25 protein-coding genes (1 of these 25 only partly in view) are annotated in these 20,036 nt (G+C 65.3%); 13 read left to right on the forward strand and 12 right to left on the reverse strand.

Features of this window, described 5'->3' with window-relative positions; all coding sequences use genetic code 11:
* Positions 1-347: the 5' portion of an AraC family transcriptional regulator N-terminal domain-containing protein gene (locus ACFB49_RS19440; protein ID WP_380872970.1), read on the reverse strand. 562 nt of this gene lie to the left of the window's left edge; only the first 347 of its 909 coding nucleotides appear in the window; its start codon is at positions 345-347; the stop codon falls past the left edge of the window.
* A gap of 203 nt (positions 348-550) precedes the next feature.
* Here ACFB49_RS19440 and ACFB49_RS19445 point away from each other — a divergent pair, with 203 nt between their 5' ends.
* The gene (locus ACFB49_RS19445) at positions 551-1,282 is read left to right on the forward strand and encodes an SDR family oxidoreductase (protein ID WP_380872971.1); all 732 of its coding nucleotides are present in this window, start codon (positions 551-553) and stop codon (positions 1,280-1,282) included.
* 18 nt (positions 1,283-1,300) lie between these two features.
* Here the strand turns inward: ACFB49_RS19445 and pdeM are convergent, their stop codons facing one another.
* Both pdeM and ACFB49_RS19455 read right to left on the reverse strand, forming a co-directional pair.
* Entirely contained in the window at positions 1,301-1,963 is a 663-nt protein-coding gene (gene pdeM, locus ACFB49_RS19450; protein WP_380872972.1) for a ligase-associated DNA damage response endonuclease PdeM, read from the reverse strand.
* A gap of 32 nt (positions 1,964-1,995) precedes the next feature.
* The gene (locus tag ACFB49_RS19455; RefSeq protein WP_380872974.1) at positions 1,996-2,712 is read right to left on the reverse strand and encodes a dienelactone hydrolase family protein; all 717 of its coding nucleotides are present in this window, start codon (positions 2,710-2,712) and stop codon (positions 1,996-1,998) included.
* A gap of 114 nt (positions 2,713-2,826) precedes the next feature.
* Here ACFB49_RS19455 and gpmA point away from each other — a divergent pair, with 114 nt between their 5' ends.
* The 7 genes from gpmA (at position 2,827) to ACFB49_RS19490 (ending at position 8,518) form a co-directional block, all read left to right on the forward strand.
* Positions 2,827-3,513, forward strand: a complete 687-nt coding sequence (gpmA, locus tag ACFB49_RS19460; protein WP_380872975.1) for a 2,3-diphosphoglycerate-dependent phosphoglycerate mutase — start codon at positions 2,827-2,829, stop codon at positions 3,511-3,513.
* A 66-nt stretch (positions 3,514-3,579) separates the two neighbouring features.
* Positions 3,580-4,068, forward strand: coding sequence for a 5-(carboxyamino)imidazole ribonucleotide mutase (purE, locus tag ACFB49_RS19465; protein ID WP_380872976.1), 489 nt, complete (start codon positions 3,580-3,582; stop codon positions 4,066-4,068).
* 10 nt (positions 4,069-4,078) lie between these two features.
* The gene (locus ACFB49_RS19470) at positions 4,079-5,143 is read left to right on the forward strand and encodes a 5-(carboxyamino)imidazole ribonucleotide synthase (protein ID WP_380872977.1); all 1,065 of its coding nucleotides are present in this window, start codon (positions 4,079-4,081) and stop codon (positions 5,141-5,143) included.
* A 26-nt stretch (positions 5,144-5,169) separates the two neighbouring features.
* The gene (locus tag ACFB49_RS19475) at positions 5,170-5,499 is read left to right on the forward strand and encodes a hypothetical protein (RefSeq protein WP_380872979.1); all 330 of its coding nucleotides are present in this window, start codon (positions 5,170-5,172) and stop codon (positions 5,497-5,499) included.
* A gap of 102 nt (positions 5,500-5,601) precedes the next feature.
* A complete protein-coding gene (gene sucC / locus ACFB49_RS19480; protein WP_380872981.1) occupies positions 5,602-6,801 on the forward strand; it encodes an ADP-forming succinate--CoA ligase subunit beta in 1,200 nt (399 codons plus the stop codon).
* A gap of 41 nt (positions 6,802-6,842) precedes the next feature.
* Entirely contained in the window at positions 6,843-7,592 is a 750-nt protein-coding gene (locus ACFB49_RS19485) for an electron transfer flavoprotein subunit beta/FixA family protein (RefSeq protein WP_380872983.1), read from the forward strand.
* Positions 7,589-8,518, forward strand: a complete 930-nt coding sequence (locus tag ACFB49_RS19490; RefSeq protein WP_380872985.1) for an electron transfer flavoprotein subunit alpha/FixB family protein — start codon at positions 7,589-7,591, stop codon at positions 8,516-8,518. Before ACFB49_RS19485 ends, ACFB49_RS19490 begins: the two co-directional genes overlap by 4 nt.
* A gap of 61 nt (positions 8,519-8,579) precedes the next feature.
* Here ACFB49_RS19490 and ACFB49_RS19495 read toward each other — a convergent pair whose 3' ends face one another.
* The 4 genes from ACFB49_RS19495 to uvrB form a co-directional block, all read right to left on the reverse strand.
* Complete coding sequence (locus ACFB49_RS19495; protein ID WP_380872986.1) at positions 8,580-8,909, reverse strand: PilZ domain-containing protein; 330 nt, start codon at positions 8,907-8,909, stop codon at positions 8,580-8,582.
* A 48-nt stretch (positions 8,910-8,957) separates the two neighbouring features.
* Complete coding sequence (gene nhaA / locus ACFB49_RS19500; RefSeq protein WP_380872988.1) at positions 8,958-10,172, reverse strand: Na+/H+ antiporter NhaA; 1,215 nt, start codon at positions 10,170-10,172, stop codon at positions 8,958-8,960.
* A 77-nt stretch (positions 10,173-10,249) separates the two neighbouring features.
* Entirely contained in the window at positions 10,250-10,531 is a 282-nt protein-coding gene (locus tag ACFB49_RS19505) for a hypothetical protein (protein ID WP_380872989.1), read from the reverse strand.
* Positions 10,532-10,612: 81 nt separating this feature from the next.
* Complete coding sequence (uvrB, locus tag ACFB49_RS19510) at positions 10,613-12,802, reverse strand: excinuclease ABC subunit UvrB (protein WP_380872991.1); 2,190 nt, start codon at positions 12,800-12,802, stop codon at positions 10,613-10,615.
* A gap of 54 nt (positions 12,803-12,856) precedes the next feature.
* Between uvrB and ACFB49_RS19515 the strand changes: the two genes are divergently transcribed.
* From ACFB49_RS19515 to ACFB49_RS19525, 3 genes are all read left to right on the forward strand, one after another.
* Entirely contained in the window at positions 12,857-13,414 is a 558-nt protein-coding gene (locus ACFB49_RS19515) for a DUF3617 domain-containing protein (RefSeq protein ID WP_380872992.1), read from the forward strand.
* Positions 13,415-13,511: 97 nt separating this feature from the next.
* Positions 13,512-14,360, forward strand: a complete 849-nt coding sequence (locus ACFB49_RS19520) for a 2OG-Fe(II) oxygenase (RefSeq protein WP_380872993.1) — start codon at positions 13,512-13,514, stop codon at positions 14,358-14,360.
* Between the two features lie 21 nt (positions 14,361-14,381).
* The gene (locus ACFB49_RS19525) at positions 14,382-14,849 is read left to right on the forward strand and encodes a DUF3617 domain-containing protein (RefSeq protein ID WP_380872995.1); all 468 of its coding nucleotides are present in this window, start codon (positions 14,382-14,384) and stop codon (positions 14,847-14,849) included.
* A 10-nt stretch (positions 14,850-14,859) separates the two neighbouring features.
* On the opposite strand, the gene ACFB49_RS19530 is transcribed toward ACFB49_RS19525, so the two are convergent.
* Genes ACFB49_RS19530 through ACFB49_RS19550 form a run of 5 tightly spaced genes read right to left on the reverse strand, consistent with a single transcriptional unit; the run spans position 14,860 to position 17,915 of the window.
* Positions 14,860-15,435 (reverse strand): AAA family ATPase, encoded by a 576-nt coding sequence (locus ACFB49_RS19530; protein ID WP_380872996.1) that lies wholly within the window; start codon positions 15,433-15,435, stop codon positions 14,860-14,862.
* The gene (metW, locus tag ACFB49_RS19535) at positions 15,410-15,997 is read right to left on the reverse strand and encodes a methionine biosynthesis protein MetW (protein WP_380872998.1); all 588 of its coding nucleotides are present in this window, start codon (positions 15,995-15,997) and stop codon (positions 15,410-15,412) included. Before metW ends, ACFB49_RS19530 begins: the two co-directional genes overlap by 26 nt.
* Positions 15,994-16,416 (reverse strand): GNAT family N-acetyltransferase, encoded by a 423-nt coding sequence (locus ACFB49_RS19540; protein WP_380873000.1) that lies wholly within the window; start codon positions 16,414-16,416, stop codon positions 15,994-15,996. The genes metW and ACFB49_RS19540 overlap by 4 nt, the downstream gene beginning before the upstream one ends.
* Entirely contained in the window at positions 16,413-17,537 is a 1,125-nt protein-coding gene (locus tag ACFB49_RS19545) for a homoserine O-acetyltransferase (protein WP_380873002.1), read from the reverse strand. The genes ACFB49_RS19540 and ACFB49_RS19545 overlap by 4 nt, the downstream gene beginning before the upstream one ends.
* Before the next feature lie 51 nt (positions 17,538-17,588).
* Complete coding sequence (locus tag ACFB49_RS19550) at positions 17,589-17,915, reverse strand: hypothetical protein (protein WP_380873004.1); 327 nt, start codon at positions 17,913-17,915, stop codon at positions 17,589-17,591.
* Positions 17,916-18,025: 110 nt separating this feature from the next.
* Between ACFB49_RS19550 and hisC the strand changes: the two genes are divergently transcribed.
* Both hisC and ACFB49_RS19560 read left to right on the forward strand, forming a co-directional pair.
* The gene (gene hisC / locus ACFB49_RS19555; protein WP_380873006.1) at positions 18,026-19,126 is read left to right on the forward strand and encodes a histidinol-phosphate transaminase; all 1,101 of its coding nucleotides are present in this window, start codon (positions 18,026-18,028) and stop codon (positions 19,124-19,126) included.
* On the forward strand, positions 19,126-20,034 hold the full coding sequence (locus ACFB49_RS19560) for a prephenate/arogenate dehydrogenase family protein (RefSeq protein WP_380873008.1): 909 nt from the start codon (positions 19,126-19,128) through the stop codon (positions 20,032-20,034). The genes hisC and ACFB49_RS19560 overlap by 1 nt, the downstream gene beginning before the upstream one ends.
* Positions 20,035-20,036: the final 2 nt, after the last annotated feature.

The following is a 20,036-nucleotide window of genomic DNA, read 5'->3' on the forward strand; positions in this document are numbered from 1 at the left end:
TTGCCGGCAAGCTCCAGCATCAGCGCCGACAGCGATTTGCGGTTGAGCGCCAGCCGCGCGCACAGATAGGGCCGCTCCGCGCTCGCCTCCACGATATGGCCGACGATCGGCAGGTCGGCCGACACCAGCAGGTAGCGATGGCGATCATATTCGAAGATGCCTTCGCCCAGCATCGCCCGTTTGCGCCCCTGTGCGACCAGACACAAAGATGGCTCAGCAACCCCGTGCAATGGCTCGGTGGGCCGCGACGAGCGCATCAGCCACAGGCCCCGTATCGCCGTGACGTGCGTGCCATCCTCTCTGGTGTTTCGTTCAATCAGGGCCGCGAGGCGATCCAGCGTTTCCATAGCGATTCTCCTGCGGTTCAGATGGCACGCCGCGCTGCCGCCCAAAAGCCCTGCCGCTTTCCATTTGGAGGATCGTGCAATCAATGCGGAGCATCTTGCTACCGCACCGCCCGCGAGTGCCGGCAATAAGGGGGCAAGGCCCGGTGCGTCTTCCGCGCCAGCCTCCCCCACATAGCCCCCTTCATGCCAAGGAGCCGCACTCCATGTCGGATATCGCCAACAAGGTCGTCCTCATCACCGGCGCCAGCAGCGGCATCGGCGAGGCGACCGCCCGCCATCTCGCCGCCCGCGGAGCGCATGTCGTGCTCGGCGCGCGCCGCACCGATCGCCTCGAAACCATCGCTGCGGAGATCCGCTGCGCGGGCGGATCGGCCATCTATCGCGCACTCGACGTTATCGATCCGAAGGCGATGGAGGCGTTCGTCGCCTTCGCCGTCGAAACCCATGGGCGGATCGACGTCATCGTCAACAATGCCGGCCTCATGCCGCTTTCACCGCTCGCAGCCCTCAAGGTCGACGAATGGAACCGCATGGTCGACGTCAATATCAAGGGCGTCCTCAACGGCATCGCCGCCGGCCTGCCGCGGATGAAGGCGCAAGGGTCCGGCCATTTCGTCAATGTCTCGTCGGTGGCGGGGCACCGCGTGATGCCGACCGGCGCGGTCTATTCGGCGACCAAGTTCGCCGTCCGGGCTCTCTCCGAAGGGTTGCGCGCGGAGAATGACGATGTCCGCGTGACTATCATCTCGCCGGGCGCCACCGAATCGGAGCTGGCCGACACGATCAGCCATGACGAGACCAGGACGATGATCGATCGCTTCCGCGAGCTCGCTATCCCCGCCGACGCGATCGCCCGCTCGATCGCTTATGCCATCGAGCAGCCGGACGATGTCGACGTGAACGAGATCGTCATCCGGCCAACCCGTCAGCTTTGAACGATCTGGCCTGATCCGTCAGGCGGCCAACGGAAAGCGCAGCAGGCGATCGGCCACGGGCACGAGCGCCTGCGCGTCGCGCCCCACGGCGCGGACGATTGCGGGGTGGCTGGCGTCGAGCCCCCCGGTCAAGGCGCCGAAGGCCGGCAGGATGAGCTTGGTGGCGCTGGCGACGAAGCAGCGCCGCGCCACCTGGCGTCCACGAAGAGACACGCGCAGCTTCGGATGGAAATGCCCGGAAAGCTCAGGCCGCGGATCGACGGGATCGGCCTCATGCCGCAGGATCAGCCCGTCCACTTCCGCCTCGCGCACCACCGCACCGCCGCAACGATCTACCAGGCCGGCATCATGGTTGCCGGTGATCCACGTCCAGCGGGTCCGCGCCGTCAACGCCCGCAGCATCGCCTCCGCCTTTGCCGGCAGCCGGTCGCAGCCCGCCGAATCATGGAAGCTGTCGCCCAGGCACCAGATCTCCGCCGCGTGCGTCTGTTCGGCGACGCGGCCGAGATCGGCGAGCGTCGCGATCGAATCATAAGGCGGCAGCATCTGCCCGCCGGCGGCGAACCAGCTCGCTTTCTCCAGATGCAGATCGGCGACGAGCAGCGCGCGGCGGGCCGGCAGCAATAGCGCGCCATGCGCCAGCGCCACCATCTCCACGCCGCAGAACGAAAAGCGAACCATGCCCCGCTATAAGGCCGGCGCGGCCCCGCGCGCTACCCCCACAATTCCTCGAAGAAATTGCGCATCGCCTGCCAGGACCGCCGATCGGCCTTCGCATCATAAAGCAGGCCGAACTCGGGATTGTTCGCACCCGGCGCGGTGAAGGCGTGGCTGGTGTTCCCGTACATATGGATCTGCCAGTCCGCGCCGGCCTCGGTCAGTTCGCGGCCGAGCGCAACCGTCTGGTCGGGCGTCGCCAGCGGATCCTCGAAGCCGTGGAGCACCAGCACCTTCGCGCTGATCGGCTTGTTGGCGAAAGGCGGCGGATCGAACACGCCATGGAAGCTGACCACGCCATCCACGTCGGCGCCCGACCGGGCGAGGTCGAGCACGCATTTGCCGCCGAGGCAGAAGCCGATCGCCGCGGTGCGCCCGGCATCCACCTCGGGCAGTCCCTTCAGCAATTCCAACGTCTGATTGATCCGGGCCTGCAGCACAGCACGGTCGCTACCCAGCTCGCCCGCCAGCGCCATCGCCTCATCGGTGTTGGTCGCGCGCCGGCCCTGGCCGTAAAGATCGATCGCGAAGCCGACATAGCCGAGTTCGGCAAGCGCGATCGCCTTGCCGGTGTCGAAATCATCCTGACCCATCCAGTTGTGCGACACGAGCACGCCCGGCCGCGGGCCGGAAAGCGCGTCATCCCAGGCGATCACGCCTTCGAAGGTGCCACCGGGTGCATCGTAGATCAGCGTGCGCGTCTGGATGGTCATCTGCTCATTTCCTCCGTCGATTGAGCGCGCATCGCATGTCGCGCCGATGCATGACAATGTTGAGACTCGCGAAAGGGACGCTAAGGAGGCCGCGACACCCGCACAGGAGACCCCATGCCCACGCTCGTCCTGATCCGCCACGGCCAGTCGGCCTGGAACCTCGAAAACCGCTTCACCGGCTGGTGGGACGTGAACCTGACCGACAAGGGCATCGAGGAAGCCAAGGCCGCGGGCGAGCTGATGGCCGCCAAGGGGCTCGATTTCGACCTCGCCTTCACCAGCCTCCAGACCCGCGCGATCAAGACGCTCAACTTGGCGCTCGAGGCGATGGGCCGGCTGTGGCTGCCGGTCGAGAAGGACTGGCGGCTGAACGAGCGCCATTATGGCGGCCTCACCGGCCTCAACAAGGCCGAGACTGCGGCGAAGCATGGCGATGCGCAGGTCAAGGTGTGGCGCCGTTCGTTCGATGTGCCGCCGCCGCCGCTGGAAATCGGCAGCGAATGGGATCTGTCGCAGGATCGCCGCTATGCCGGCATCGCCGTGCCGCAGACCGAGAGCCTGAAGGACACGATCGCCCGCGTGCTGCCTTATTGGGAGGCGCGCATCGCCCCCGAGCTCAAGGCCGGCAAGCGTGTCGTCATCTCCGCGCACGGCAATTCGCTGCGCGCTTTGGTCAAGCATCTGTCGAACATTCCCGACGATGAGATCACCGAGCTTGAGATCCCGACCGGCCAGCCGATCGTCTATGATCTGGCCGACGATCTCTCCGCGCTCGACCGTTATTATCTGTCGGAACGCTGATCGCACCGACTTGATTGCGCAAAGCGCGGCGATTCCTTAAAGGCCGCGCTTTGCCGGGGAGAGGACATGGCCGACACCGGGCCGCTGATCGGGATCATCATGGGTTCCCGTTCCGATTGGGAAACGATGCGCAACGCTGCCGAGACGCTCGAAGCGCTCGGCATCGCGCATGAGTGCAAGGTGGTCTCCGCCCACCGCACGCCCGAACGGCTATATGATTATGCCAAGTCGGCCGCGGGCCGTGGCCTGCGCGCGATCATCGCCGGGGCCGGTGGTGCGGCGCATCTGCCGGGCATGACGGCGTCGATGACGCGGCTGCCGGTGCTGGGCGTTCCGGTCGAATCCAAGGCGCTGAGCGGCATGGACAGCCTATTGTCGATCGTCCAGATGCCGGCGGGCATTCCTGTTGGCACGCTCGCGATCGGGCGGGCGGGCGCGGTCAACGCCGCTTTGTTCGCCGCATCGATCCTCGCCACCACCGATGATGCGCTGGCCGGCCGCCTCGATGCCTGGCGCGCAAAGCAGACGGCGGACGTCGCCGAAACACCGGAGTAACAGGCAAGCAATGATCGTCCCGCCCGGATCGCGCATTGGCATCGTCGGCGGCGGCCAGCTTGGCCGCATGCTCGCGCTCGCGGCCGCGCGGCTCGGCTATCGCTGCTATATATATGCGCCCGAAACGAGCGGCCCTGCCGCCGATGTCTCGGCCGGATGGACGCAGGGCAGCTATGACGATGCCGTGGCGCTCGCGAGCTTCGCGAACTCGGTCGATGTCGTCACCTATGAATTCGAAAATGTGCCGGTGGCGCCGCTCCGGTCGCTGTCGCAGCGGCTGCACCCCAATCTCGCCGCGCTGGAAGTCGCGCAGGACCGGCTGACGGAAAAGGATTTCGTCGCGCGGCTCGCCCTCAAGCCTGCGCCCTATCGCGCCGTCGACGATCTCGAAGGCCTGCGCTCTGCGATCGCGGAGTTGGGCACGCCGGCGATCCTGAAGACGCGGCGCTTCGGCTATGACGGCAAGGGCCAGGCCCGGCTCGCTTCGGCCGATGATGCCGAGACCGCTTGGGAGGCGGTCGGCGGCAATCCTTCGGTGCTCGAAGGCTTCGTCCGCTTCGATCGCGAATTTTCGATCATCGCGGTGCGCGGGCAGGATGGCGCCTTCGCCACCTGGGACGCGCCCGACAATGTGCATGAAGGCGGCATCCTCGCCACCTCCACCGTGCCCGCCGGGCCGTTCATCGCCGCGCAGGCCGGTGATGCGATCGCGATGACGAAGGCGCTGGCGGACGCGCTCGATTATGTCGGCGTGCTCACCGTGGAATATTTCGCCACCGCCGCCGGCCCGGTGTTCAACGAGATGGCACCGCGCGTCCACAATAGCGGCCATTGGACGATCGAGGGCGCAGTGACCTGCCAGTTCGAGAATCATGTGCGGGCGATCTGCGGGCTGCCCTTGGGATCGACCGCACTCGCCGCCCGCCATGTCGAGATGCGCAACCTGATCGGCACCCAGGCGGACGACTGGGCGGCGATCCTTGGCGATCCCACCGCGCACCTCCATCTTTACGGCAAGGGCGAACCCCGCCCCGGCCGCAAGATGGGCCACGTCACCCGCCTGTCGGTCGAGTAGCGCTCATCCCCGGTTCATCGATTCGGATGAAGAATCCGCTCATGAGAATATTTCCTTTGCTGCTTGCAACCGCAGCCCTTTCGGCCTGCGCCACGGTGTCGCCTGAAGCGAAGGTCCGCGCCGGCCTGATCGACGCCGGCATCACTCCGCGCGTGGCATCCTGCATGGCGGAAAGAATGGTCGATCGTCTGTCGATCACCCAGCTCAAACGCTTGCAGTCCCTTGCGAAGCTGCCCGATCGGGACATCGGCGGGATGACGGTGGATCAGTTTCTCCATCAGGTCCGCGCGCTCAGAGACCCGGAAATCTTCATGGTGGTCAGCCAGGCGGGCCTCGGCTGCGCGATCGCCGCCTGATCGCCTCTTCTTTGCGTCAGGAAGCACGTCTGCGGGCTTTCATTCGCGACACTTTCATGCTTTAGCCCGGCGGATTTTGAACCGGAGCAGGCTTGGAGCGTCATGAACATTCACGAATATCAGGCGAAGGAACTGCTGGCGAAGTTTGGCGTCGCGATTCCCGCGGGCCACGCCGCCCTCACTGTTGACGAGGCGGTTGCCGCCGCCGGCAAGCTCCCTGGTCCGCTTTATGTCGTGAAGGCGCAGATTCACGCCGGCGGCCGCGGCAAGGGCAAGTTCAAGGAACTGTCGGCCGAAGCCAAGGGCGGCGTCCGCCTGTCCAAGACGCTGGATGAGGTGCGCGCCAACGCTACCGACATGCTCGGCAACACGCTGGTGACGATCCAGACGGGCGAGGCCGGCAAGCAGGTCAACCGCCTTTACATCACAGACGGCGCCGACATTAAGGCCGAATATTATCTGTCGATGCTGGTCGACCGGAAGACCGGCCGCATCGCCATGATCGTGTCGACCGAAGGCGGCATGGACATCGAGGAAGTCGCCCATTCGACGCCCGAGAAGATCCGCACCATCACCATCGATCCGGCCGAAGGCTTCCAGCCGCACCATGGCCGCGCGGTGGCCTTCGCGCTCAAGCTCACGGGTGATCTCAACAAGCAGGCGATCAAGCTCGCCGGCCAGCTCTACACCGCCTTCACCTCGACCGACATGTCGATGCTCGAGATCAATCCGCTGATCGAGACGACGGACGGCAAGCTGCTCGTCCTCGACGCCAAGGTCAGCTTCGATTCGAACGCGCTGTTCCGTCACCCGGACATCCTCGCGCTCCGCGACGAGACCGAGGAGGATCCGGCCGAGGTCGAAGCCTCGAAGCATGACCTTGCCTACATCAAGCTCGACGGCAATATCGGCTGCATGGTCAACGGCGCCGGCCTCGCCATGGCGACGATGGACATCATCAAGCTCAACGGCGCCTTCCCGGCCAACTTCCTCGACGTCGGCGGCGGCGCTTCGAAGGAGAAGGTGACCGAGGCGTTCAAGCTGATCCTCAGCGATCCGGCGGTCGAAGGCATCCTCGTCAACATCTTCGGCGGCATCATGCGCTGCGACATCATTGCCGAAGGCATCGTCGCCGCCGCCAAGGAAGTGAATCTGTCGGTCCCGCTGGTCGTCCGCCTCGAAGGCACCAACGTCCAGCAGGGCAAGGACATCCTCGCCAATAGCGGCCTGCCGATCGTGGCGGCCGACGATCTTGGCGATGCCGCGAAGAAGATCGTGGCGCAGGTGAAGAAGGCCGCCTGATTCCCCGTTTGGAGAATCGGCCAGCCGAAGGAGAGCATGCCATGAAGGTACTCGTGCCCGTGAAGCGGGTGATCGACTACAACGTGAAGCCGCGGGTGAAGATGGACGGCACTGGCGTCGATCTCGCCAACGTCAAGATGTCGATGAACCCGTTCGACGAGATCGCGGTCGAAGAAGCGATCCGCCTGAAGGAAAAGGGCGTCGCGACCGAGATCGTCGCGGTGTCGATCGGCGAAGCCAAGGCGCAGGAAACGCTCCGCACCGCGCTTGCGATGGGTGCCGACCGCGCGATCCTGGTGGTCGCCGAGGGCGAAGTCGAGCCGCTCGCGGTCGCCAAGATCCTGAAGGCCATCGTCGATGAGGAGGCTCCCGGCCTCGTCATCCTCGGCAAGCAGGCGATCGACGACGATTCGAACCAGACCGGCCAGATGCTGGCGGCCCTCACCGGCCGGCCGCAGGGCACCTTCGCGTCGAAGGTCGAGGTCGCCGGCGACACCGTCACCGTCACCCGCGAGGTCGATGGCGGCCTCGAAACCGTCAGCCTGAAGACTCCGGCGATCGTCACCACCGATCTTCGCCTGAACGAGCCGCGCTACGCGTCGCTCCCCAACATCATGAAGGCCAAGTCCAAGCCGCTCGCGCAGAAGACGCCCGCCGATTACGGCGTCGACACGACCCCGCGTCTCAAGACGCTCAAGGTCAGCGAGCCGCCCAAGCGCGTCGCTGGCGTCAAGGTCGCCGACGTCGATGAACTGGTGGCAAAACTCAAGGCGATGGGAGTCGCGGCATGAAGACGCTCGTCTGGGTCGAACATGAAGGCGGCGCCGTCAAGGATGCCACCCTCGCCGCCGTCACCGCCGCGTCCAAGCTCGGCGAAGTCCACCTGCTCGTCGCCGGCCAGGGCGTCGGCGGGGTTGCCGATGCCGCCGCGAAGATCGTCGGCGTCGCCAAGGTCCATGTCGCGGACGACGCGGCCTATGGCCATGCGCTGCCGGAAAATGTGGCGCCGCTCGTCGTCGAGCTGATGGGCCATCATGATGCGTTCGTCGCGCCCGCGACGGCCAACGGCAAGAATATCGCGCCGCGCGTCGCCGCTCTGCTCGATGTGATGCAGATCTCCGAAATCCTCTCGGTCGAGAGCGAGGACACCTTCACCCGGCCGACCTATGCCGGCAACGCGATCGCGACCGTCCAGTCGTCGGACGCGAAGAAGGTGATCACCGTCCGCGGCACCGCCTTCGACAAGGCAGCACGCGAGGGCGGCTCGGGCACGGTCGAGGCGGTTTCGGGCAAGGGCGATGCGGGTCTTTCCAGCTTCGTCGGCGCGGAAATCTCCAAGTCCGAACGTCCGGAACTCACCTCCGCGAAGATCATCGTCTCCGGCGGCCGTGCGCTCCAGAACAGCGAGAACTTCCATTCGATCATCGAGCCGCTGGCCGACAAGCTCGGTGCCGGCGTCGGCGCGAGCCGCGCCGCAGTCGATGCGGGCTATGTCCCCAACGACTATCAGGTCGGCCAGACCGGCAAGATCGTCGCCCCGGAAGTCTATATCGCGGTCGGCATCTCGGGTGCGATCCAGCACCTCGCCGGCATGAAGGACTCCAAGACGATCATCGCCATCAACAAGGACGAAGACGCCCCGATCTTCCAGGTCGCGGACATCGGCCTCGTCGGCGATCTCTTCAAGATCGTGCCGGAGCTCACCAGCAAGCTCTAAGCCTCGCTGGCATCCGATTGCAGAAAGGGCGGTCCATCGGGCCGCCCTTTTTCTTTGCGTCTCAGTGAAGGTTGGGCGCGTCCGCGACGATCCCGATCAATGTTTCAGGCGTGATCGGGGTTTCGAACTGACAGCCGATTCGCCCATCCTCTTCCCACATCACGCGGGCCGAAAGTGCCGCGAAGCCCGGCACCCGCAGCCACAACAGCGCACCGGGCGAAACTGGCGAATAGGCCGTCGCCATGAAGCCTGCGATCGAGATGTTGGATACGACGCAGCCGATTCCCTTGGTTCCGGCCATCAGGAGGCTGGCATTCAGGTCGACGGGGCGACGCACGTCGCTGCGCGCATCACCGGCCTGTTGCTCGTGAAGGACCGCCAGAATCCGCAACGCCGTCCATCCATTCCAAAGGGAATGTAAGGGCGTAACGCGCGAACCTTAATTTTGGCTTTGCGGCATAGGCTGCGGGGCGAAGCGCAGCAGCGCATAGCCCGCGAGCGCCGAGAGCAGCGAGCCGCCCAGCACGCCGATCTTCACCTCGTCCACCAGCCGCGGATCGGCGAAGGCCAGCCCGCCGATGAACAGGCTCATGGTGAAGCCGATGCCGCAGAGCAAAGCCACGCCATAGATCTGGAGCCAGGTCGCCCCTGCCGGCCGTTCGCCGATCTTCAGCGCAACCGCGAGCCGGACACTGGCGAAGATGCCGATCTGCTTGCCGAGGAACAGCCCCAGCGCGACGCCGAGCGGCAGCGGTGCGAGCAGTTCCGCCAGGCCCGTGCCCGCCAGCGACACGCCGGCATTGGCAAAGCCGAACAGGGGCACGATCGCATAGGCAACCCAGGGATGTAGCCCATGTTCCAGCCGGTGAAGCGGCGAATCGTCGGCGTCAGGCGCGCCGGGTGTCTGTTTGATCGGGATTGCGATCGCCGCCAGCACACCCGCGATCGTCGCATGCACGCCCGACAGCAAAACCGCGAACCAGAGCGCCACGGCGAGGAGCAGATAGGGCCATAGCCGCGTCACGCCGAAGCGGTTGAGGGCGAACATCAGCCCCCACAGCAGGATCGCCGCCAGCAGCGCCGGGCCGCCGATGCTCGCGGTGTAAGCCAGCGCAATAATCGCCACCGCGCCCATATCGTCGACGATCGCCACCGTCGTCAGGAACAGCTTGAGCGATGTCGGCGCACGCGAACCGAGCAGCGCCAGCACGCCGATGGCGAAGGCGATGTCGGTGGCGGAGGGAATCGCCCAGCCGCGCAGCAAGGCCGGCGCCCCGCCTGTGACGATCAGATAGACCAAGGCGGGGACGATCATGCCCCCCGCGGCCGCGACGATCGGCAGGCCGCGGTCCCTCCAGCTTGCAAGATGGCCGTCGACGAACTCGCGTTTGATCTCCAGCCCGACGAGGAGGAAGAACAGGGCCATCAGCGCATCGTTGATCCACAGATGCACCGTCATCGTCCCCAGCTTCTCGCTCAGCACCGGTCCGGTTTCGAGATGGAGGAGATGGAAATAATCCTCGGCCCACGGGCTGTTGGCGACGATCATCGCCAGCGCCGCCGCCACCATCAGCAGGATGCCGCCCGATGCCTCGGACTGAAGGAAATCGCGCAGCGCGGAATGTACGCCCCGCCGGGCGACGGCCTTCGTCACTGTCGCTCCCCGTCCGTGATTGGTGGAGATGGCCTAGACGATCATAGCCGCGAGTTGAACCTGTTAGCGGAGCCTGCTCAGTCCAGGTGAAGCGCGAACGGCATCCGCATCTTCACCTTCGCGCCATGCAGGCGCCAGCGGAAGCCGCTATTATCTTCGGAATATTGGGGAATGTCATCCTGCAACAGCCAGCGATTGCGGGCCGCGTCGTGGGCGGTGTCCGCCGCAACCGGCGACTTCCATTGTTCCGCGATACGAACCTGCGCCGTGCGCGCCTTGGCCGGTGACGGCTGCCGCGCGTCGACGGTGCCAGCCGTAAATCCGGTCAAGATGATCAAGGCGACCCACTTCGCAACCATCGACCTGTCCCTGCAGCCCCCGAAACTTATAACAGCGAATGCAGGCCCAATGTTCCGATTTTCCGTCGCGCCGATGACATTTCAACGACGGCCGCCGAACTTCCGCTGCGTCTTGCCGAACCGCGTCTTGCGCGTCCCCGGCTTGCCCTCGCTGGCGCGGCCGCGCACCGGCGCGCGATGCTCCTCGACCGGCAGGCCCAGTTCCTGCTGTTCGAGCTTGCGGATCTCGTCGCGCAACCGGCCCGCTTCCTCGAACTCGAGATCGGCCGCGGCCTTGCGCATCTTGCCTTCGAGCTCCTCGATATAGGCGCGGAGATTGTGGCCGACCATGTGCGGCCGGTCCTCGATGCCGGTGTCGACCGTCACCTGATCCTTCGACGCGAGATGGCCGACGATATCCGCCACCGCGCGCTTCACGCTTTCGGGCGTGATGCCATGTTCGAGATTATAGCCCTCCTGCTTTTCGCGCCGACGCTGGGTCTCGGCCATCGCCCGCTCCATCGAACCCGTGATGCGATCGGCATAGAGGATCACCTTGCCGTCGGCATTGCGCGCCGCACGGCCGATCGTCTGGATCAGCGAGGTTTCGGAGCGCAGGAAACCTTCCTTGTCGGCATCGAGGATCGCCACCAGCCCGCATTCGGGGATGTCGAGCCCCTCGCGCAGCAGGTTGATGCCGACCAGCACGTCATAGACGCCGAGCCGGAGATCGCGGATCAGTTCGATACGCTCCAGCGTCTCGACGTCGGAGTGCATGTAGCGGACCTTCAGCCCCGCCTCGTGCATATATTCGGTGAGATCCTCGGCCATCCGCTTGGTCAGCGTCGTCACCAGCGCGCGATAGCCCTGGGCCGCCACCGCGCGGCATTCGCGGACGAGATCGTCGACCTGATCCTCCACGGGGCGCACCTCGACCGGCGGGTCGATCAGCCCGGTCGGGCGGATCACCTGCTCGACGAAGACGCCGCCGGTCTGTTCCATCTCCCACGATCCGGGGGTCGCGGAGACGGAGACCGTCTGCGGTCGCATCGCATCCCATTCGTTAAACCTGAGCGGCCGGTTGTCGATGCAGCTCGGCAGGCGGAAGCCATATTCGGCCAGCGTGATCTTCCGCCGATGGTCACCGCGCGCCATGCCGCCAACCTGCGGCACGGTCTGGTGGCTCTCGTCGACGAACAGCAGCGCATTCTCGGGCAGATATTCGAACAAGGTGGGCGGCGGTTCGCCTGGCAAGCGGCCGGTGAGGAAGCGGCTGTAATTCTCGATACCCGCGCAGCTTCCCGTCGCCGCAATCATCTCCAGGTCGAAATTCGTCCGCTGCTCCAGCCGCTGCGCCTCCAGCAGCTTGCCCTCGACCTGCAATTCCTTGAGCCGTTCGGTGAGTTCGTGGCGGATCGCCTCGCTTGCCTGCTTGAGCGTCGGCCCCGGCGTCACATAATGGCTGTTGGCATAGACGCGGACATAATCGAGCAACGCCGCCTTCTTGCCGGTCAGCGGGTCGAACTCGGTGATCTCCTCGATCTCGTCGCCGAAAAAGGCGATCCGCCACGCGCTATCTTCATAATGCGACGGGAAGATCTCCAGATTGTCGCCCCGCACGCGGAAATTGCCGCGCGCGAACGCCTGGTCGTTGCGCTTATATTGCAGCGCCACCAGCTTGCGGATGATCTCCCGCTGGTCGACCGTCTGGCCCTTCTTGAGGTCGAAGATCATCGCCGAATAGGTTTCGACCGATCCGATACCGTAAAGGCAGGATACCGAGGCGACGATCAGCACATCATCGCGTTCGAGCAGCGATCGGGTGGCCGAATGGCGCATCCGGTCGATCGCTTCGTTGATCGACGATTCCTTCTCGATATAGGTGTCCGTCCGCGCCACATAGGCTTCGGGTTGGTAATAATCATAATAGCTTACGAAGAACTCGACCGCGTTCTCCGGGAAGAAGCTCTTGAACTCGCCATAAAGCTGCGCGGCGAGAATCTTGTTGGGGGCGAGAATCAGAGCGGGGCGCTGCAGCGCCTCCACCACCTTGGCCATGGTGAAGGTCTTGCCCGATCCGGTGACGCCCAGCAGCACCTGATCGCGCTCGCCGGCCTGCGCCTGCTCAACCAGTTCGGCGATCGCGCCCGGCTGGTCGCCCGACGGCTGATATTCCGAAACCAGCTTGAACGGCTTGCCGCCCTCGGCCTTGGGGGGACGTTCGGGCCGGTGGGGGACGAAGGTTTCACCCGTTTCCGGCTCGGCGAGGCTGGTGCGAATCTGGATTGCCATCGCGGTCGAATATGGGATGTTGCCCCTCTGTTCGCAATCTCTGGGGGCGTTTCAATGATCCACCGTTCGGTAATGCTGCTGTCGCTGCTCGCTCTGGCCGCCTGCGGGAAGAGCGGGGACGAGAAGGCCGGCAAGGCGGAGGAGGTCGCGGCTCCTGCCCCGAAGGTGGCTGAAATCAAGCTGAAGCCGGGCGCATGGGACGCCACGACAGAGATCGTCTCGATGGAGATTGCGGGTCTCGATCCGGCGATGTTCAAGGGCAATGTCGGCCGCAAGACCGAGTTCAAGAATTGCGTGACGCCGGAACAGGCCGAACGTCCGCCCGCCGATTTCTTCGCGCATCCCGACGTCAAGAACGGCAATTGCAAGTCGGAAAGGTTCGCCATGGCCGGCGGCAAGCTCGACGCCGAAATCCTCTGCCAGGCCGCCCAGGGGCAAGGTGCGGGCGGCCCCATGCGGATGACGATGGCGGGCAATTACGGCCCCGACGCCTATGACATGACGGTCACCATGAACGGCGAGGGCGGCCCCAATGGCGGGGCAATGAAGATGGTCGTCCGCTCCAGCGGCAAGCATGTCGGCGATACATGCGAGGCCGATCGCCCCAGCTAAGCAGGTGTTCGTAATTATCGTGCAATGACTGCGGTTCACGCCGGGGTCGTACCGGTTTATGGAACGCCCCGTATTGGCTTGAGGAGTCTGTCTGCCGATGCCTGTTCTTCACGTTCGCGAGGTTGACGGCTATCTCCATTTCGATCCGGAGGAATGCCGCGCGGAAGGGGCGAAGCGGGCTGGGGCCTATGCCGCGGCCCAGCCTTTCCCCCATGCGGTGATCGACGATTTCCTCGACACGGATCTGCTGCGCCGCGTGATCGCCCAATTTCCTTCGACGCAGGGGCGCGACCATTTCGATCGCTCGCAGGAACGGCTGAAATATCAGTTTCACCCCGAAACGATCGAAAGCGGCCTCATCCGCAATCTTCTCGCCGAACTGAACAGTGACGCCTTCATCCGCTTCGTCGAAGGCATTTCGGGCATCAAGGGGTTGATCCCCGATCCCTATTATTCGGGCGGCGGCCTCCATGAAACCAAGGCCGGCGGGCATCTTTCGGTCCATGCCGATTTCAACATCCATGGCCGGATGAAGGTGGAACGGCGGTTGAACCTGCTCATCTACCTCAATGATGACTGGCCGTCCGAATATGGCGGCAATCTCGAGCTGTGGGATCAGGCGATGACGGGCGCGCAGGAATCGGTGGCGCCGCTGATCGGCCGGGCCGTGCTGTTCAACACCTCGCTCGACAGCTTCCACGGCCAGCCCGAACCGCTGCTTTGCCCACCCGATCGCGCGCGCCGCTCGATCGCGCTCTATTACTACACCGCCTTCCCCGAAGGCGCCGGTGCAGCGCCGAAGCGGTCGACCGTATTCAAGTCGCGTCCCGGCAGCCCGGACAAGACCGACTGGCAGGTGCGCGGCCAGCATTTCGTCAATGATTGGGTGCCGCACAAATTGCAGTCTGCCGCACGCAAGGTGCTGAGCCGAGTCGGGCTGAGCTGACGAGCGGCAGGGAGGCAGGCGATGTGGGGATATCGACAGTCGATCCTGTCCGCATCGTTGATCCTTACCGCCGCCACCGGCCACGCGGCCGGCTTCACGCCTGGCGAATGGCGCCATAGCAGCAAGCTGATCAGTGCCGACGTGCCCGGCGTTCCCGAATTTCTCGTCCGCATGGTTGCCGGCGGCGGCGAGCGGAAGAGCTGCTTCACCGCCGATCTCGCGGCACGCCATCAGGAATCCCTGTTCGTCGAGGAGGACAAGGCGAGCTGCCGCACCATCCGGCTGACCATGGCCGCCGACGGCGCGCTGGACTATGCAGCCACCTGCATCAACCAGCGCTTTCCCGATCCGATGACCGTCAACAGCACCGGCCGCTGGACACCCACCAGCTATGCCTTTCGCTCGGTGACGACGGGAACGCGCAAGGGAAAACCGGTCAGGATCGTCACTGAAGCCAGCGGCCGGCGCGCCGCCGATCGCTGCCGATAGGCGTGCGGCCTTAACTCCGCTCCAGATGATAGAGCACCAGATCGGCGCGCTCGCTCACGCCGATCTTGGGCAATATCTCGTGCCGATATCCCAGCGTTTGATAGGCCATCAGCAGCCGCTCATATTCGGCCACGGCCTCGGCCAGATCATGCCGGCGGGCATCATCTGCCAGGAATATCTCGGGCCATGGGGGCACCATGAACACGCAAGTGTTGTAGCGATGGTTCCGGCACAGCCGCGCCAGGACGGATTCTCCCGTGGCATGTTCGACCGCCGCAGCAGCATCGACCAAGCCTCGGTCGAAGAAAACCGGCCCAGCCCGGTCCCGGGCGGCCTGCCGATCGCTCAAGGCCATCTCGACCGCCCTTCGCGCAAAGGCCGCGAGGTCCACCCAAGGCAGGGCCGCGCCCGAGCCTTCGAGCTCTTCGGCGACAATCCGCCGCCCCGGCTCCTCGACGATGGCATATCCGCGCCGGCCGAGTTCGGTCAGCAAAGTCGATTTGCCACCGCCGGAGCATCCCGAAATGATGATGAAGCTGTCGATGGCGCTTATCCGCTGTTCAGCGGCGCAGCAGAAACACCGCATGTTCGGCGCGGAAATTCGCCGCGGCCGCGCTCGTCCGCTTGGCCCCGTTCAGGAACCACGCATTCTCGACAATGATGCCGCGTTCGGCGACGAAGGCGCGGAAATCGTCGATCGTGAGCTGATGGATATTCTGCGTCTCGTACCAGCTCACCGGAAGCGCCGCCGTCACCGGCATCCGCCCGCCCCACATCAGGCTCCACCGCACCCGCCAGTAGGCGAAATTAGGGAAGGAAACGAAGGCGCGCCGGCCGATCCGCAGCAATTCCTCCAGCACCTTGTCGGGCGCGTTGGTGGTCTGCAACGTCTGACTCAGGATCGCGAAGTCGAACGCCTGGTCGGGATAATTGGCGAGGTCGGTATCGGCGTCGCCCTGCACGACGGAAAGCCCACGGCCGACCGCCGCGGAGACATTGCGCGCATCGATCTCGATGCCGCGCGCGTCCACCTGGCTCCGATCGCGCAGCTCCGCCATCAGTTCGCCGTCGCCGCAGCCGATGTCGAGCACGCGGCTGGCAGGCGTCACATTGGCGGCGATGATCGCCAGGTCGGGGCGCAAGCTCATCGCGAATAGACCTCGTCATCCTCGCGCACCATCAACCGCTCGGGCGGGTGCGGATAGGGCGTCCAGCCCAAGCGCGCGTAGAGCGGCTGCATGTCGCGGGTGAACAGCGCCCAGCGGCGAAGCCCCTGCAATTCGGGATGGGCGTGGAGCGCCTCGATCATCGCGCGCGCGATGCCGCGGCCGCGATGCGGCTCCAGCACGAACACGTCGGCCAAATAGGCGAAGGTCGCGCGGTCGCTGACGACGCGCGCGAAACCGAGCTGCGCGCCATCCTCGAACGCGCCGACGACGATCGAGTTGGCGATCGCGCGCTCGACCGTCGCGCGCGGGATTCCCGGCGACCAGTAGCTCTGCGCAAGATAATCGTGGATCACGTCGAGCTGCTGCTCTTGTGCATCGAAGGAAAGGCGGACGCTCACCGCAGCTCTCCCGCCTTCAAAAACCCGTCGACGACGCGGTTCAGCTCCGGCACGTCGAGCAGGAAGGCATCATGGCCGAAGGGCGAGGACAGTTCGACGAAGCTCACCGCCGCGCCCGCCGCGTTCAGCGCATGGACGATCGCGCGCGATTCGGCGGTCGGATAAAGCCAGTCGGTATCGAAGCTCACCACGCAGAAGCGTGTGCCGACGCCCTTGAAGGCATTGGCCAGCCGGCCACCATGCGGCTCCGCCACATCGAAATAGTCCATGGCGCGAGTGATATAGAGGTAGCTGTTGGCATCGAACCGCTCGACGAAGCTGATCCCTTGGTGCCGCAGATAGCTTTCCACCTGGAAATCGGCGTCGAAGCCGAAGCTCTTGGCGTCGCGGCCCTGCAGGCGGCGCCCGAACTTCTCCGTCAGCCCTGCTTCGGACAAATAGGTAATGTGCGCAGCCATCCGCGCGACCGCGAGGCCGGCGGCGGGCGCATCGCCGTCGCCATAATATTCGCCGCCGCGCCATTTGGGATCGGCCATGATCGCCTGCCGGCCGACCTCATGGAAGGCGATGTTCTGCGCCGAATGCCGCGCCGCCGATGCGATGATCACGGCCGACCGCACCCGATCCGGGAAGGTGGCCGCCCATTCGATCACCTGCATCCCGCCCATCGATCCGCCGACGACGGCCGCCAGCGTGCCGACGCCGAGATGATCGAGCAGCATCGCCTGCGCGCGCACCATGTCGCGGATGGTGATGACGGGGAAGCGCATCCCCCAGGGCTTGCCCGTCGCCGGATCGATCGAGGCGGGCCCGGTCGATCCCATGCAGCTTCCCAGCACATTGGCGCAGACGATGAAGTGCCGCGCCGGATCGATCGGCTTGCCCGCACCCACCATTCGCGTCCACCAGCCGGGCTTCCCGGTGATCGGATGCGTCGAGGCGACATGCTGGTCGCCGGTCAACGCATGGCAGATCAGGATCGCGTTGGAGCGATCGGCATTGAGCGTGCCATAGGTCTCATAGCCGACCTCCACCGGGCTCAGGCGCGCACCGCCATCGAGCAAGAGGGGACCGGGCAGGGAGACGCGGCGGGCGAGGCCGTAGCGCTGGTCGTCGGACATGGAGAGGGCGGGCTAGGGCTGCGCCCCCCTCCTGTCAATCATCGGCCCGATTCAGCCGATGGTGCAATTCGCACCTTCGGCGGTGCCGCCGCATGCTCCGCCGCTACCGCCCCCGCTGCGGATATTCTCGCGCTCGCGACGCCATTCGCGCACCGTCTTGCAGGTCTTGTAGGTCGCAACAAGCGAGCCAATCTTCTGGAAACGCTTGCAAACGACGCGGTCTTCCTTGTCGCCCGCCCGCTCCGGCGCATCGACGGACTCGCGCTCATCGACCTGCGCTCGCAACGGCATCTGTGCCGCACCGATCAGCAAAGTGGCTGCAAAAACAACACGAAGCATCTCTGTTTTCCCCGTCATGAAGCTGGCCGCTGCCGGCATCATTCAATGCTATCCTAGTAGCTTGCACCGCAGCGGGCACAAAGTAAATCGTCAGCCGCCAGCCTCGCTTTGTGATGTATTTCCCGCGTCGCTGCGCTAAGGCGCGGCGCATGACTGCACCGACGCCCAAGCCCTGGATCGACGCCATCGCCCCTTACGTGCCGGGGCGTTCCACCACCGATGACGGCCGCAAGGTCGCCAAGCTTTCGTCCAACGAGAATCCGCTCGGCACGGGCGACGCGGCACGGGCGGCCTTCGCCGCCGGCGCGCAGTCGCTCGATCGCTATCCGGACGCCGGCGCCACCGCGCTGCGCGAAAAGATCGCTACCCATTACGGGCTCGATCCCGCGCGCGTGATCCACGGCACCGGATCGGACGAGGTGCTCCACCTCGCCGCCGGCGCCTTTGCCGGCGTGGGCGATGAGGTGCTGTTCGTCCGCTACGGCTTCTCGGTCTACCCGATCGCCGCCCGCCGCGTCGGCGCGACCCCGGTAGAGGCGCTCGACAAGGATTATGCCACCTGCGTCGATACGCTGCTGGAGCATGTTACCGAGCGCACCCGTGTCGTCTTCCTCGCCAACCCCAACAATCCGACCGGCACCTATCTGCCGCGCGGCGAACTGCTGCGCCTCCATGCCGGCCTGCCGTCGGACTGCCTGTTCGTCGTCGATCAGGCCTATGCCGAATATCTCGATCCCGCCGACGATGACGGCGCGTTCGAACTCGCGCAGGGCGCGTCGAACGTCCTCGTCACCCGCACCTTCTCCAAGATCTTCGGGCTGGCGGCAGAACGGATCGGCTGGGGCTATGGGCCGGCGCCGGTGATCCAGGCGATGCACAAGATACGCGCGCCCTTCAACGTCACCACCGCCGGTCAGCTCGCCGCGATTGCCGCGCTGGAGGACAAGGCCTTCGTCGATCACAGCCGCGAGCATAATGATCGCTGGCGGACCTGGCTGGAAGGCGAGATCGCCAGCCTCGGCAATGCCGGCCTGCGCGCCGTGCCCTCCAAGGCCAATTTCATCCTCGTCCTGTTTGAAGGCAAGGTGACGGCCGAGCAGGCCTACAAGGCGCTGATGGACCACGGCTATATCGTGCGCTGGCTGCCCGGCCAGGGCCTGCCCCAGGCCTTGCGCATCTCGATCGGCACCGAAGCGGAGACGCGCGGACTCGTCGCAGCGCTCCGCCAGATCGTCGGTGAAACCGCCTGATGCTGCCCTTTTCGCGCGTCACCATCATCGGGCTGGGGCTGATCGGATCATCGATCGCCCATGCCGTCCGCCAGCATATGCCGACGGTGCGGCTGACCGGCCATGACGGCGATCCCGCGGTGCGGGAGCGCGTGCGCGAACTGGGCTTCGTCGATGATGTCGCGGATACGCCCGGCGCGGCTGTCACCGATGCCGATCTCGTCATCCTCTGCGTCCCCGTCGGCGCGATGGCCGCCGTGGGCGAGGCGATCGCCGCCGATCTGCCCGGGGACGCGATTGTCAGCGACGTGGGTTCGTCCAAGGCGAGCGTCGCTACCGCGCTTGCGGCCAGCCTGCCGGGCGCAACCGTGATTCCCGCCCACCCCGTCGCCGGCACCGAAAAGAGCGGACCCGACGCCGGTTTTTCCAGCCTCTTCCACGGTCGCTGGTGTATCCTGACGCCGCCGGACGGCGCGCCCGAAGCCGCCGTCGCGCGCCTTGCCGCCTTTTGGGAAGGGTTGGGCGCCAAGGTCGAGCTGATGGACGCGCGGCACCATGATCTGGTCCTCGCCATCACCAGCCACCTGCCCCACCTCATCGCCTACACCATCGTCGGCACCGCCTCGGACCTCGAGGAAGTGACGCAGAGCGAGGTGATCAAATATTCGGCCGGCGGCTTCCGCGATTTCACCCGCATTGCCGCGTCCGATCCGACGATGTGGCGCGACGTCTTTCTGTCGAACAAGGATGCCGTGCTGGAAATGCTCCAGCGCTTCTCGGAGGATATCACCGCACTCCAGCGCGCGATCCGCTGGGGGGATGGCGATGCGCTGTTCGATCTCTTCACCCGCACCCGTGCGATCCGCCGCTCGATCATCGAACAGGGGCAGGACGACGCCCGCCCCGATTTCGGCCGCAGCCACGAATAGGC

Origin of the sequence: Sphingomonas sp. DBB INV C78 (assembly GCF_042693015.1) — a bacterium.
In the GTDB taxonomy this organism is placed as follows: domain Bacteria; phylum Pseudomonadota; class Alphaproteobacteria; order Sphingomonadales; family Sphingomonadaceae; genus Sphingomonas_E.

Bases quoted from the DNA above. Each gene is read 5' to 3' on its own strand.
- ACFB49_RS19515 (WP_380872992.1), top strand. From the start codon at position 12,857: ATGATCCACCGTTCGGTAATGCTGCTGTCGCTGCTCGCTCTGGCCGCC.
- ACFB49_RS19445 (WP_380872971.1), top strand. From the start codon at position 551: ATGTCGGATATCGCCAACAAGGTCGTCCTCATCACCGGCGCCAGCAGC.
- ACFB49_RS19485 (WP_380872983.1), top strand. From the start codon at position 6,843: ATGAAGGTACTCGTGCCCGTGAAGCGGGTGATCGACTACAACGTGAAG.
- ACFB49_RS19560 (WP_380873008.1), top strand. From the start codon at position 19,126: ATGCTGCCCTTTTCGCGCGTCACCATCATCGGGCTGGGGCTGATCGGA.
- ACFB49_RS19470 (WP_380872977.1), top strand. From the start codon at position 4,079: ATGATCGTCCCGCCCGGATCGCGCATTGGCATCGTCGGCGGCGGCCAG.
- purE (WP_380872976.1), top strand. From the start codon at position 3,580: ATGGCCGACACCGGGCCGCTGATCGGGATCATCATGGGTTCCCGTTCC.
- uvrB (WP_380872991.1), bottom strand. From the start codon at position 12,802: ATGGCAATCCAGATTCGCACCAGCCTCGCCGAGCCGGAAACGGGTGAA.
- ACFB49_RS19530 (WP_380872996.1), bottom strand. From the start codon at position 15,435: ATGCGGTGTTTCTGCTGCGCCGCTGAACAGCGGATAAGCGCCATCGAC.
- ACFB49_RS19525 (WP_380872995.1), top strand. From the start codon at position 14,382: ATGTGGGGATATCGACAGTCGATCCTGTCCGCATCGTTGATCCTTACC.
- pdeM (WP_380872972.1), bottom strand. From the start codon at position 1,963: ATGGTTCGCTTTTCGTTCTGCGGCGTGGAGATGGTGGCGCTGGCGCAT.
- ACFB49_RS19455 (WP_380872974.1), bottom strand. From the start codon at position 2,712: ATGACCATCCAGACGCGCACGCTGATCTACGATGCACCCGGTGGCACC.
- ACFB49_RS19490 (WP_380872985.1), top strand. From the start codon at position 7,589: ATGAAGACGCTCGTCTGGGTCGAACATGAAGGCGGCGCCGTCAAGGAT.
- sucC (WP_380872981.1), top strand. From the start codon at position 5,602: ATGAACATTCACGAATATCAGGCGAAGGAACTGCTGGCGAAGTTTGGC.
- ACFB49_RS19505 (WP_380872989.1), bottom strand. From the start codon at position 10,531: ATGGTTGCGAAGTGGGTCGCCTTGATCATCTTGACCGGATTTACGGCT.
- ACFB49_RS19545 (WP_380873002.1), bottom strand. From the start codon at position 17,537: ATGTCCGACGACCAGCGCTACGGCCTCGCCCGCCGCGTCTCCCTGCCC.
- ACFB49_RS19475 (WP_380872979.1), top strand. From the start codon at position 5,170: ATGAAGAATCCGCTCATGAGAATATTTCCTTTGCTGCTTGCAACCGCA.
- hisC (WP_380873006.1), top strand. From the start codon at position 18,026: ATGACTGCACCGACGCCCAAGCCCTGGATCGACGCCATCGCCCCTTAC.
- metW (WP_380872998.1), bottom strand. From the start codon at position 15,997: ATGAGCTTGCGCCCCGACCTGGCGATCATCGCCGCCAATGTGACGCCT.
- gpmA (WP_380872975.1), top strand. From the start codon at position 2,827: ATGCCCACGCTCGTCCTGATCCGCCACGGCCAGTCGGCCTGGAACCTC.
- ACFB49_RS19520 (WP_380872993.1), top strand. From the start codon at position 13,512: ATGCCTGTTCTTCACGTTCGCGAGGTTGACGGCTATCTCCATTTCGAT.
- ACFB49_RS19550 (WP_380873004.1), bottom strand. From the start codon at position 17,915: ATGCCGGCAGCGGCCAGCTTCATGACGGGGAAAACAGAGATGCTTCGT.